Below are 12,417 nucleotides of genomic sequence, written 5' to 3' on the forward strand. Positions count from 1 at the left end.
GTGTCGCGCGACGGCTACTTGGGCGCGTCCACACCCGCGGCCTTGGCGATGTCGACGAGCATCGCGTCGGCGGCCTGGACACCGATGCCGGACATCCAGGTCTCGTCCGGGACGTTGAACACCTTGTTGTTCTTGACGGCGTTCAGGCCCTGCCAGACCGGGGTCTGCTGGACCTCGCTCTCCTTGGTCTTGGTCGGGTCGTCTGCGGTGGTGACGAACAGCAGGTCGGCGTCGGCCTGGTTGATCTGCTCGGCGCTGATCTCCACGATGTTCTGCTCCACGTCCTGCGAGGCCGGACGGGCCAGCCCGACGTCCTTGAGCACGACGCCGCTGTAGGAGGACTTGGCGTACAGGCGGGTCGGGCCGGCCACGAAGCGGACCACCGACGCGGTCGGCACGGTGCCGTTGAACTTGGCCTTGATCTCCTCGCCGAGCTTCTTCGCCCGCGCCTCGTAGTCCGCGAGCGCCTTCTTCGCCTCGTCCTCCTTGCCGAGGGCCTGGGCGTACAGCGCCAGGTTCTCCTTCCACGGGAACCCGGTGGTCTCGGCCAGGACGGTCGGCGCGATCGCGTTCAGTTGGGAGTACACCTTGGCGTGCCGGACCTTGGAGGAGAGGATCAGGTCGGGCTTGAGGGAGGCGATCAGTTCCAGGTTCGGCTCGTTCATCGGGCCGACGTCCTTGGTGTCCTTGACCTTGTCCTTGAGGTAGTTCGGGAACCCGCCCTCGGTCTTCATGTGCGGGGACACCGCGCCGACCGGCGTGATGCCGAGCAGCGTGACGTCGTCCAGCTCGCCGCTGTCGAGGACGACGACGCGCTGGGGCCGGCTCTTGAGCTCGGCCGTGCCCGCGGCGTGCTTGACGCTGCGCGGGAACCCGGCGGCGGTGCCGGCCGAGGAGGAGGACGCGGAGGACGCGGAGTCGCCGCCCGACTCGGCACCGCTCCCGCCACTGCTGCCGCAGGCGGTGAGCAGGGTGGTCGAGAGGGCGACGGCGAGGGCGGCGGTCGGGAGTCGGTGGTTCATCGGGTTCCTTGGATCGGGTCGAACAGGTCGGCAGGGGATGAAAGTTCAGTGGGCCGGGGAGTCGCCGGAAGCACTGGAAGGGCCGGAAGCCGGGGCGACAGCGGCGGAACCGGCGGAACCGGAGCCCCGCCCCCGCCCCCGCACCCGGGCCCGGGGCACGATCAGCGGCGTGCCGGTCTCCGGGTCGGGCACGACCCGGCACGGCACCTGGAAGACGGCCTCCACCAGCTCCGCCGTCAGCACCTCCGCCGGCGGACCGGCGGCCGCGAGTCGGCCGTCCTTGAGCACCACCAGGTGGTCGGCGTACCGGGCCGCCTGCCCGAGGTCGTGCAGGACCATGACGACGGTGCGCCCGGCCTCGGCGTGCAGGTCGGCGACCAGGTCGAGCACGTCGAGCTGGTGGCGCAGGTCCAGGAAGGTGGTCGGCTCGTCGAGCAGCAGCAGGTCGGTCTCCTGGGCGAGCGCGAGCGCGATCCAGACCCGCTGGCGCTGCCCGCCGGAGAGCCGGTCGACCTGCCGGTCGCGCAGTTCGGCGGTGCCGGTGCGCGCCAGCGCCTCCTCGACGGCGGCCTGGTCGGCCTTGGACCACGGGCTGAGCATCCGCTGGTGCGGGTACCGTCCGAGCCGCACCAGCGCCTCGACGGTGACCGCCTCCGGCGTGACCGGCTGCTGCGGCAGCAGGCCCATCCGCTTGGCGAGCGCCCGGGCCGGCATCCGGTGGATGTCGGCGCCGTCCAGGGTGACGGTCCCGGCGGCCGGGTCGAGCAGCCGGACGAGCCCGCGCAGCAGCGTCGATTTGCCGCAGGCGTTCGGTCCGACGATCGCGGTGACGGCGTCGCCGGGCAGTTCGAGGTCGAGCCCCTCGACGATGGTCCGGTCGCCGTAGCGCAGGCCCAGGCCCCGTGCGGCGAGCCGGTTGGCGGCTGCGGCGGAGGAGCCGACGGAACCCTCGTCGGACGTTGCGGCGGAGGTCTGGACGGACGTCATCAGCTGCTCCTCTGGGGAAGCCGGCCCTGGCGGATCATCAGCACCAGGAGCCAGGGCGCGCCGAGGGTGGCGGTGACGGCACCGACCGGCAGACCGTGGACGGGGATCACGTGGAGCACCAGGAGGTCGGCGGAGAGCAGCAGCACGGCGCCGGTGAGCGCGGTGAGGCCGAGGGTGCCGAGGGTGGGCGGCCCGGCGAGCAGCCGGACCAGGTGCGGGACGGCGAGCGCGACGAAGGCGACCGGCCCGGTGAGGGCGGCGGCCAGCGAGGCGAGGGTGATGGTGAGCAGCAGCAGCCCGAGCCGGTCGCGGGCGGGGGTGAGGCCGAGGCCGCCGGCCGAGTCGTCGCCGAGGTCGAGCACGGCGACCCGGCGTCGGCAGAGCAGGACGCCGAGCGCGGTCAGTGCGATGGCGGTGCCACCGATCCAGACCTCGGTCCAGGTGCGGCCGTAGAGCGAACCGGTGGTCCATTGCAGCGCCGAGGAGGCCAGCTCGGCCGGGAACCGTACGATCATCAGGTTCACGGCGGCGGCCAGGCCCTGCTGCACCGCCAGGCCGACCAGGACCAGCCGGGTGATGGCCATCTTCGAGCGCCAGGCGAAGCCGCCGAGCAGCAGTGCCGCGAGCACTCCGCCGCCGACCGCGGCGAGCGGGATCAGTTGCTGGGAGGCGCCGGTGGCGAGCATCAGCACCGCGCCGAAGGAGGCGCCGCCGGTGATGCCGATCGTGTCGGGGGCGGCCAGCGGGTTGCGGAACAGTCGCTGCAGCATCGAGCCGGACAGTGCCAGTCCGGCGCCCGCGATCAGCGCGGAGACGACCCGGGGCGCGCGGAACTGCTGCACCACCAGGACGTTGCCGGGCTCGCCCTGTCCGAAGAGCGCGCGCAGCGCGTCCCAGAAGGGGATGCCGACCCGTCCGGTGCCGAGCGCGATCCCGGTCAGCAGCACCAGCAGTGCGGCGGCGACCAGTGACCAGAGCGCGGTACGGGCCCGGCGGCGGGCGAGGGTCCGGCCGCCCGGGGCGGGGAGGACGAGCGCGGTCACCGGGCCACCCTTCGGGCCAGCACCGCGAGCAGCGGCGCGCCGAGGAAGGCGGTCACGATGCCGACCTCGATCTCGGACGGCCGGACCACCAGTCGTCCGAGCACGTCGGCGGTGAGCAGCAGCACCGGACCGGCGATCAGACAGCCGGGCAGCAGCAGGCGGTGGTCGTTGCCCAGGAGCGGGCGGACCAGGTGCGGCGCGGCCAGTCCGATGAACGCCACCGGTCCGGCGACGGCCACCGAGCTGCCCGCGAGCAGCACCACGGCGAGCCCGCCGGCCACCCGGATCCGGGCCACCGGCACGCCCAGCGACTGCGCGGTCTCGTCGCCGAGGGCCAGCGCGTTGAGCGCGGGCGAGATGGCGAGGGCGCCGATCAGGCCGATCGCGAGGAACGGCAGGACGGGGGTGAGGGTGTCCAGGGGACGCCCGGCGATCGAGCCGGCCAGCCAGAACCGGGCCTCGTCCAGCGTGCGGTGACTGGCCAGCATCAGCGCCGAGGTCCAGGAGGTGAGCACCACGGTGAGCACGGTGCCCCCGAGCGCGAGCCGGACCGGGTCCAGGTCCCCACCGCGCCGGGACATCGCGTACGCGGCGACGGCGGCGACGGCCGCTCCGGCGAAGGCGAACCAGACGTACTCGACCGGGCGGGCGAGGTCCAGGGCGTAGATCGCGGCGACCACGGCGAGGCTCGCGCCCGCGTTGATGCCGAGGGTGACCGGGGAGGCCAGCGGGTTGCGGGTGACGCCCTGCGCGACGGCCCCGGCGACGCCGAGCGCGGCCCCGACGGCCAGCCCGATGAGCGTGCGCGGCACCCGAAGGCCCGTCACCACATCGGCGTCAGAGCCGTGGGCGGCGCCGGTGAGGGCGTCGACGACGGTGGGGAGCGGAATGGATCGGGAGCCCAGCGCGAGGCTCAGGGCCGCGCACAGCACGAGCGCGCACACGCCGGCGGCCAGCAGCAAGGGCTGCCGGACCGCCGGGGCGCGGGGCGCCGGGGCTTCGGAGGCCGATCGGTCGGTTCTCAGCACGAGGCGATATCTTAGGTTAGGTTTACCTAAGTTCGTCAAGGTTGGGGCGATTCGGCCGATCGGCTCCCGGTTGATCCCTGGCAGTCCTCGCGTGGTCCCCTCGTGATCTCTGCATGGTTTCCAACTGGCGCTCGATCGGCTCCCTTTGGTCGGATCCGGCGATCGACGCGCCGATCGACCGCGTCGCGCCAGGTCGTGCGTGGTCGCCGGGCGACGCGAGGCGTTGTAAGGTGAGCCTCACCTTAATCGATCATCTGGAATCGATCTCGGGAGTGCCGATGGTTCCCGGAACACCCCTGTCCGTCGCGCCTCGCGTCGCCCTGCCGCCCGCGGCGTCCCCCGCGCTCGTCGGCGACTACCGGCGGCTGCTGGAGCTGTGCCCGGCGCTGAAGCTTCGACTCCTCGACGTCACCGACCCCGCTCCGGAGGCCGTCGACGGCTGGTACTCCGGCGCCGAACTCGCGACCGAAGACGGGGCGTTGGCCGCCGCTCTGGCCGGTGAGGAGGCCCGCATCGCCGCCGAGCACGGCCGCGCCCCGCGCCCGCACGTCACCGCCTCGCGGCTGTTGCACCACTACGTGTGGTCGGCCTGCCTGATCGTCGCCGGCCCCTGGCACCTCGCCCGGAGGGTTCCCGCGGTCGACCCCGCCGACCTCTGGCTGCACGCGCCCACCGGCGCACTCGCGCTGCGCCCGCGCGGACATGTGACCCTCCCCGGTGACGACGAACTGCGCGCCGAGCTGCGGGCCGCCGTGGTCGCGCACCTCGGACCGGTGCTCGCCGCGTTCGCCGCGCCCACCCGGCGCCACGACCGGGCGCTCTGGGGCATGGTGACGGACGACCTCGCCTCCGCCCTCTGGTACCTCGGCCGGATGCTCGGTGAGCAGGTCACCGCCGTGGCCGCCGCTGAACAGGACCCCGTCGCCGCCGAGGAGAGCGCAGGCACTCCGGAGGACGCCGCCGTCGCCGCCGCCGAGGCCGTCCTGCCCGGCGGCACCCAGCCGCTTCCGGGCGCCGCCGACTTCCGCCGCCTGCGCACCCCGGACGGGCGTGCCCACCACACCCGTACCCGGCTCGGCTGCTGCCTCCACTACGCGGTGGCGCCGGCCGCCGTCGCCTGCCTGACCTGCCCGCGGACCTCCGAGGGGGAGCGGCTGCGGCGGCTCTGACGGTCCGTCCATCTCTCTGTCGTGCACCGTGGTTCACGGTCAGTGGCATCGGCTATGGTCACGGACGTGATCGATTCCACCATGCGGGTCCGGATCGCCCGACCCTCGCGCGACCTCGCGGCGGCCGAGCGCTTCTACGTCGGCGGTCTCGGCCTCGACGTGTTGTGGCGCACCACAGAGCGGGTGTCCGGCGAGCACGACCTGCTGATGGTCGGCCCGCCCGGCGGCGCCTGGCACTTCGAGCTCACCCGCGACCCGGAGCGGCCACTGGAGCCGACCCCGACGGTGGACGACCTGTTCGTGGTCTACCTCGGCGCGCCGGTCGACGAGGCCCTGGTCGCCCGGCTGGAGGCGGCCGGCGGGGTCCGGGTCAAGGCCCACAACCCGTACTGGGACGAGTTCGGCGTGACGATCGCCGACCCGGACGGCTACCGGCTGGTGCTCTGCGCCCGCACCTGGGGGGAGTGACCGGCGCGGCCGGTTCCGCGCTCGCCGCCCAACACCGAACCGGGGCAGCGGCGTTCCCGTGCGACCCGTGCAGACCGTGCGGCCCGTGCAGACCGTGCAGACCGTGCGGCCCGTGCGGCGAGTCCACCGGATACGCTGCCACCCGAACGGAAGGAGCGCCCTCACCATGACCGTGCGCGGAACCCGCGTGGACGTCCGGACGGCGGACGGCACCGCCGACGCCTACCTCGCCCACCCCGACGACGACCGGGCCCACCCGGGCGTGATCCTCTACATGGACGCCTTCGGGCTCCGGCCACACCTGGAGCGCATGGCCGACCGCCTCGCCGCGGCCGGGTACACCGTGCTCGTCCCCAACGCCTACTACCGGAACGGCCGCGCGCCGGTCGTCGAACTGCCGGAACCCATCGACCCGGAGAGCGACGACACGCTCTTCGACCGGCTCGGCCCGCTGCTCGCCACCCTCACGCCCGAGGCGACCGAGCGCGACGCGGACGCCTACCTGCGCTGGCTGGCCGACTCCCCACTGGTCCAGGACGGCCCGGTCGGCCTCACCGGCTACTGCCGCGGCGCCCTCCTCGCCCTGCGCACCGCCGCGAGCCACCCGGACCGGATCGCCCTCGCGGCCGGCTTCCACGGCGGCAACCTCGCCACCGAGCGCCCGGACAGCCCGCACCTGGGCGCCGGAAGGATCACCGCCGAGCTGTACTTCGGCCACGCCGACCAGGACGAGTCGCTGCCGCCCGAGCAGATCGACCGGCTCGCCGCGGCCCTCACCGCCGCCGGCGTCCGCTACCGGGCCGAGGTCTACGCCGGCGCCCTGCACGGCTACACCCAGGCCGACACCGTCCGCTACGACGCGGCCGCCGACGAACGGCACTGGGAGGCGCTGCTCGGCCTGCTGAAGCGCGTCCTGCCGGCCTGAGCCGCCGTTCCGGCACCCGCCCGCTCGCCCGGCCGCACCCGCTCGCCCGGCCGCACCCGCTGCTCCGGCGCCCGCCCGGCCGTGGCCGCCCCGCCGGTACGCTCCGCGCCCGATCTCTTGGCTTCCCGTTCACGTCCGGGACGGACGGAATTGCGGTGCCGGAGCGAACGGGCGGACAACGTCGGTGTCCTGACGACCGCTTGGTCCGCGTCGGCACGGGAGCGGGAAGGCCGGGCGCGGGCATCGGGGGAACGAAGCGGAAACGAACCGGAACGACGGATCCAGGGGAGCCGCACGTGCACACCATGCAAGGCAGGCGGGGGACGCGGACCGGGCCGGACCTGCGCGGCGTCCAGGGCGCCATCGCGCAGGCATTCGCCGAATCCACGCCCGGCGGAGTCCGGCCGGGTGAACTCGACCGCGGGGGAAGGACGTTGCGCTGGGTGGAAGCCGGCCAGGGCGGCGCCGCGCCGGTCGTCCTGATCGCGGGCTCCGGCACCTCCTCGCTCACCTGGACGCCCGTCCTGCCCGAACTCGCCCGGCACGGAAGGGTGGTGGCGTACGACCGGGCCGGGACCGGCGCCAGTGAGCCCAACCGCGGCGCGAGCCGGGCAGAGGCCCCGACGCTGGACGGCCAACTCGACGACCTCGCCGCCCTGGTACGGCACCTGGACGCCGGTCCGGCCGTCCTGGTCGGCCACAGCTGGGGCGGTCAGCTGGCCCAACTCCTCGCCTGGCAGCGGCCGGAGCTGGTCGCCGGGCTGGTCCTGGTGGACCCGGCGCACGAGGAGTTCCAGCCGCAGGCCATCCGCGTGGCCGAGAACGTGCTGAACCGGCTGTGGCTGCTTCGCTCGGCGCTGGCGACTCCGTCGGCGGGCCCGGCGGATCCGCTCGCCCGGGCCGGGGCGGCCGTGGTCGCGCACCAGCACCAGCGGTGGACCGTCCTCGCCGAGAACCGGCTGACGGCCGTCACCACCCCCGAGCTCAGGCGGCGCCGCTCGGCCTCCCGGCTGCCCGCGGTGCCGGTGGCCGTCCTGAGCGCGACCGAGGGGCTGCCCCGGGTGCTGCGGTCCCGCTGGACGGCCCTGCAGTCGCGGATCGCGTCCGGTGCCACCAGGGGGACGCACATCCTGGTGGGCGGCGCCGGTCACGCCGTCCACGCCGACCGGCCCAGGGCCGTCATCGCGGCCGTCCTGGAGGTGTCCGACCACGCCCGGTACCTCCGGAACGGCTGACAGGGCCTGTCGGCCGTGCCCAACTCCGCTTCGCGCACGGGCTGCTGAGGTAGCAGGCGGTCAGCGGGCGGGCAAGGGCGCCGGATGGCGGAACCTCGCCACCCCGGTGTCAAGGGAGCGTGTGGAAACTTCTACACAGATGTAAAAGTCGATCGCCGGTCGATCGATCCCGCCCGCCGAACCCGCGTTCGGCGGGCGGGTGCCCGTCGGTGCAGGCGGCCCGATGTGGTTCGGACGGAAACGGCTTTCTGAATGTCATGAATCGCCCCGATTCACCCGCCACATGGACACCCTTTACCCGGTGGCGGGACCTGGCCAAGTTCTGATGCGGACCTGTCATTTTGCGTGTCGGATCGTCATGCTTCTGGTCATCCCCCAGTGGTAGCCCCCACCCCCACCCCTTGGTGGCGAGCCATTCGACTGCACGGGATCTCAGCACGTCAGCGCCCGTTCCGCCCCACAGGTGCCGATCCCGGCCCCCGGGACGCGGCGTGACCGCGCCCAGACGCGGTTTCCCGGAAGGACTCGTACGTGAAGCGAAAGCTCGCGGCTGTCGCCGTACTCTCGGCCACGGCCCTGCTGACCGGTGTGATCCAGGTGAGCACCGCAGCCCAGGCAGCCCCCACCCCCTCGCTGCAGGCCCAGGCCGCCCGGCAGCACGCCACCGTGCTCGCCGTGGCGAGCGGCCAGGCCGGTCCGCTCGCCAAGGCGCTCGGCCTCGGCGACAAGGAGCGACTGGTCGCCAAGGACGCCGTCGTGGACAAGGACGGCACCCGTCACCTGCGCTTCGAGCGCACCTACGCCGGTCTGCCGGTGATCGGCGGCGACCTGGTCGTCCACCAGAAGGCCGACGGCGCCGTGAAGTCGGTGTCCAAGGCGGTCGCCGCGCGGATCGACCTGCCGAGCGTGACCCCGAAGGTCCCGGCCGACCAGGCCGCCGCGCAGGCCACCGGCGCGGTCAAGGCCACCGTCGGGGCGACCCTCGACGCCGACGAGTCGCCGCTGGCCGACGTCCACCGGACCGGCGAGGCCCAGCTGGTGGTCTGGGCCACCGACGGCAACCCGCGCCTGGCGTACCGCACCACCGTCGAGGGCGTGCGGGCGGACGGCACCCCGAGCAGCCAGGTCCTGGTGACCGACGCCGCGAGCGGCCGGGTGCTCTCCACCCACGAGAAGGTGCAGACCGCCGCCGGCACCGGCAACGGCGTCTTCGTCGGCCAGGTCCCGCTGACCACCGCGGAGAGCGGCGGACAGTACCAGCTCAAGGACGACACCCGGGGCGGCCAGTCCACCACCGACATGGGCAACGGCACCTCGGGCAGCGGCTCGCTGTTCGCCAACACCTCCGACAGCTTCGGTGACGGCACCGCCGCCAACCGCGAATCCGCCGCCGTGGACGCCCAGTTCGGTGCCGCCACCACCTGGGACTTCTACAAGAACACCTTCAACCGCAGTGGCATCCGCAACGACGGCGTCGGCGCCCTGAGCCGGGTGCACTACGGCTCCAACTACGTCAACGCGTTCTGGAGCGACGACTGCTTCTGCATGTCGTACGGCGACGGCAGCGGCGACGCGGCCCCGCTCACCGAGATCGACGTGGCCGGTCACGAGATGACCCACGGCGTGACCGCCGCGACCGCCAACCTCAACTACGCGGGTGAGTCCGGCGGCCTCAACGAGGCGACCTCGGACATCATGGGCACGATGGTCGAGTGGTACGCCAACCTGCCCTCCAACCCGCCGAACTACTGGATCGGCGAGCTGATCAACCTGCGCGGCGACGGCAGCCCGCTGCGCTACATGGACCAGCCGAGCAAGGACGGCCAGTCCGCCGACTACTGGGACGCCAACGTCGGCAACCTGGACGTCCACTACTCGTCCGGCGTGGCGAACCACTTCTTCTACCTGCTGTCCGAGGGCAGCGGCGCGAAGAGCATCAACGGGTTCACCTACAACAGCCCGACGTACGACAACTCGACGCTCGCGGGCATCGGCCGGGACAAGGCCGCGCAGATCTGGTACCGCGCGCTGACCACGTACTTCACCTCCACCACCGACTACGCGGGCGCCCGTGCGGGCACCCTCAGCGCGGCGGCGGACCTGTACGGCTCGGGCAGCGCGGAGTACAACGCGGTCGCCGCCACCTGGACGGCGGTCAACGTGAACTGAGCCCAGGGGACCTGCCGGGCCGGGGGTGCCGGCCGGCAGGGCCGCGAGTGGCGGGGGCGACGGTGTGCGGACCACCGTCGCCCCCGCCGCTTTCCGTGCAGCGGGCCCCGCGTGTTGGCGGCGAGGACGCGGCCGGTGCCGGGCGTACGGGCGCGGCCTCGGGGCAACGGCGCCGCTCCACGGGGTCGTTGGGATTCATGTGCCGGACGACGACTACCACGTCGGACCGGTCGCCGTACACCCGGAAAACTCGACCATCCGCCGGCAGCCGACAACCCCTGTGACCGGTAGGGAACGTGCTTCCGCCGGCGTGCTTCGGGTCCGTAGCGTCCTCGGCATGACGCTACTGACGCAATCCCCGTCGAGGACCGGCAGCCGCCGGCGCGGCCTGGTGGTCTACGTGGTCCTCGCCTACGCCGGGATGTGGGCGGCCATGGCGCCGCTGCTCGCCGACGGCTACCAACGGGCCGATGCCCGGGAGGAGGTCGGCGGGCTGGAGCAACTGTGCATCGGTGCCGCGATGTTCGCCCCGGCGCTGGCCGCGCTCTTCGTGGTCCGCTTCGTCGAGCGCGGTCGGGGGTACGGTCGCGGCCGCGGTGACGTTGGTGGTGCCGGCTGTCGCGGTGGTGGTGGGGTGCGGGACGCCCTCGCGCTGCACTGGCCCCGCCCGTGGGCTCGGGCGGTCCGGGCCTGCCTGCTGCCGGTCGGGGTGCTCGCCGGGCTGACGGCGGCGGTACTGGCGCTCGGCACGCTGGCGGGCAGCTACCCGTTCGCCGGGTTCGGCGCGCTGCACGCGGGGGCGGTCGGGTCCTGGGTGGTCCAGGGCGTGTTCGGGATGGCGCTCTCGCTGCCGCTCTTCTTCGGCGAGGAACTCGGCTGGCAGGGCTTCCTCTTCCCCCGGCTGGTGCGGCTCGGCGGTACCGGTGGCAGTGCCGGGGGCGGCACCCGGGAGGGGGCCGAGGTCGGCACGGGCGCGCTGGTCCGGGCGTACCTGCTCACCGGTACGGCCTTCGCGCTCTGGCACCTGCCGCCGCTGCTGATGGGCGGCCAGTACCCGGGGCGGCCCTGGTACGTCGCGGTGCCCGCCTTCGTGGTGAGCTGCGTGCTCGTCCTGCCGGTCTTCACCTGGCTGCGGCTCCGGTCGGGGTCGGTGGTCCCGGCCGTGCTCGCGCACACCTTCGCGAGCAGCATGAGCGTGTCGATGGTCAGGGAGTTCGCCGACCCGGCGGCCGAGCTGGACCCGCTCACCATGGGGCTCGGCGGCTGGCCCGGCTGGATCGTCCTCGGCGCCTTCGTGGCCTTCCTCGCATTCACCGGCCGGCTGCGCCCGTCCCGGTACGGCGCCGACCGGCGGTCGACGGATCGCGGCGAACGGATGACAGCAAACAGATGACAACAAACAGATGACAGATTTCAGAATCTGTCATCTGTCGCAGCAGCCCCGCCGCGCACGCCACGAAGGTGCGACGGCCCCGCTACTCCTCGGATCCGTTCTCCCGTCGCTGGCGCAGCAGTTCGTCGTACTCGGCGTGCACCCGGCGGTCCATCGCGAGGGTGAACTGGGCGTCGGCGACGGTCCGGGCCAGCGGTCGCACCCGCAGGATGCGCTCGGTGAGCCGGGCCGCCTCGCCGGGCGGCAGCGGGGTGTCGGCGGCCAGTGCGCTGAGCAGGTGCTCGGTGACCACCTCGATGAAGATCTCGGCGATGGCGTCCACGTGTTCCCGGGTGCGCCGGCTGGCGTCCAGCACCGCCGAGAGCGGCACGCCCTCCGCCACCAGCTCGGTGGTGGCGTCCATCAGTCGGCGGCTGACGTGGGTGATCCCGTCCTCGTCGATACTGATGTAGCCCTGCTCGATCGACTCGGCGGTGTTCTCCTCGGTGAGCTGGTCCCCGAAGGCGGTCCTCAGCTCCTCCCAGTCCAGGCGCACCGGGACCTCGTCCGACCAGGGCGCGACGATCGCCGCCTCCAGTCCGATCAGGTCCGCGACGTCCCGCCCGCTCTCGCCGGCGCCGATCAGCTCGGCGATGCCGCCCAGGGTGTGGCCGCGTTCCAGCAGCTCGCCGATCATCCGCAGCCGGGACAGGTGCTCCTCGCCGTACCAGGCGATCCGGCCCTCCTTGCGGGGCGGCTGGAGCAGCTTGCGCTCGCGGTAGAAGCGCAGGGTGCGGGTGGTGATGCCGGCCGCTTCGGCCAGTTCCTCCACCCGGTACTCGCGTTTTCTGTCGCCCGCAGCAGCTCTGACCTTGTCCACGGCGATCAGCATAGGTGTGTCGGCTGGAAGGGTTCCCGGGATCGGAGTCGTCGTGCTTCTTCCATCCGGTGTCGGCAAGGGCTACCCTGCCAACCGTGCCAGTGATTGCTGGCATGGTT

Annotated in this window: 11 protein-coding genes; 6 read left to right on the forward strand and 5 right to left on the reverse strand. The window is 73.2% G+C overall.

All coding sequences use genetic code 11. The features are described from left to right. Nucleotides 1–14 precede the first annotated feature (14 nt). The 4 genes from AB0Q99_RS05855 to AB0Q99_RS05870 all read right to left on the reverse strand — a co-directional run bounded on the left by AB0Q99_RS05855 (nucleotide 15) and on the right by AB0Q99_RS05870 (nucleotide 4,077). A complete protein-coding gene (locus AB0Q99_RS05855) occupies nucleotides 15–1,022 on the reverse strand; it encodes an iron-siderophore ABC transporter substrate-binding protein (protein ID WP_363568857.1) in 1,008 nt (335 codons plus the stop codon). Nucleotides 1,023–1,067: 45 nt separating this feature from the next. After that, nucleotides 1,068–2,009, reverse strand: coding sequence for an ABC transporter ATP-binding protein (locus AB0Q99_RS05860; protein ID WP_363568858.1), 942 nt, complete (start codon nucleotides 2,007–2,009; stop codon nucleotides 1,068–1,070). Further along, nucleotides 2,009–2,977, reverse strand: coding sequence for an iron ABC transporter permease (locus tag AB0Q99_RS05865; protein WP_363569267.1), 969 nt, complete (start codon nucleotides 2,975–2,977; stop codon nucleotides 2,009–2,011). Before AB0Q99_RS05865 ends, AB0Q99_RS05860 begins: the two co-directional genes overlap by 1 nt. A 71-nt stretch (nucleotides 2,978–3,048) precedes the next feature. Beyond that, nucleotides 3,049–4,077 carry an iron ABC transporter permease gene (locus AB0Q99_RS05870; RefSeq protein ID WP_363569268.1) on the reverse strand — a complete coding sequence of 343 codons (1,029 nt, stop codon included), beginning with the start codon at nucleotides 4,075–4,077 and terminating at the stop codon, nucleotides 3,049–3,051. A 281-nt stretch (nucleotides 4,078–4,358) separates the two neighbouring features. Here AB0Q99_RS05870 and AB0Q99_RS05875 point away from each other — a divergent pair, with 281 nt between their 5' ends. The 6 genes from AB0Q99_RS05875 to AB0Q99_RS05900 all read left to right on the forward strand — a co-directional run bounded on the left by AB0Q99_RS05875 (nucleotide 4,359) and on the right by AB0Q99_RS05900 (nucleotide 11,439). Beyond that, a complete protein-coding gene (locus AB0Q99_RS05875; protein WP_363568860.1) occupies nucleotides 4,359–5,249 on the forward strand; it encodes a (2Fe-2S)-binding protein in 891 nt (296 codons plus the stop codon). 81 nt (nucleotides 5,250–5,330) lie between these two features. After that, on the forward strand, nucleotides 5,331–5,717 hold the full coding sequence (locus AB0Q99_RS05880; protein ID WP_363569269.1) for a VOC family protein: 387 nt from the start codon (nucleotides 5,331–5,333) through the stop codon (nucleotides 5,715–5,717). 166 nt (nucleotides 5,718–5,883) lie between these two features. After that, nucleotides 5,884–6,642, forward strand: coding sequence for a dienelactone hydrolase family protein (locus AB0Q99_RS05885; protein ID WP_363568862.1), 759 nt, complete (start codon nucleotides 5,884–5,886; stop codon nucleotides 6,640–6,642). A gap of 305 nt (nucleotides 6,643–6,947) precedes the next feature. Further along, a complete protein-coding gene (locus tag AB0Q99_RS05890; RefSeq protein ID WP_363569270.1) occupies nucleotides 6,948–7,877 on the forward strand; it encodes an alpha/beta hydrolase in 930 nt (309 codons plus the stop codon). 531 nt (nucleotides 7,878–8,408) lie between these two features. After that, nucleotides 8,409–10,046: a M4 family metallopeptidase gene (locus AB0Q99_RS05895; RefSeq protein WP_363568864.1), complete on the forward strand. Its 1,638-nt coding sequence runs from the start codon at nucleotides 8,409–8,411 to the stop codon at nucleotides 10,044–10,046. Between the two features lie 337 nt (nucleotides 10,047–10,383). Continuing rightward, nucleotides 10,384–11,439, forward strand: a complete 1,056-nt coding sequence (locus tag AB0Q99_RS05900; protein ID WP_363568866.1) for a CPBP family intramembrane glutamic endopeptidase — start codon at nucleotides 10,384–10,386, stop codon at nucleotides 11,437–11,439. An 82-nt stretch (nucleotides 11,440–11,521) separates the two neighbouring features. Here the strand turns inward: AB0Q99_RS05900 and AB0Q99_RS05905 are convergent, their stop codons facing one another. Continuing rightward, complete coding sequence (locus AB0Q99_RS05905; protein WP_363568868.1) at nucleotides 11,522–12,298, reverse strand: MerR family transcriptional regulator; 777 nt, start codon at nucleotides 12,296–12,298, stop codon at nucleotides 11,522–11,524. Between the last annotated feature and the right edge of the window lie 119 nt (nucleotides 12,299–12,417).

It is taken from the genome of Kitasatospora sp. NPDC086791, assembly GCF_040685975.1.
In the GTDB taxonomy this organism is placed as follows: domain Bacteria; phylum Actinomycetota; class Actinomycetes; order Streptomycetales; family Streptomycetaceae; genus Kitasatospora.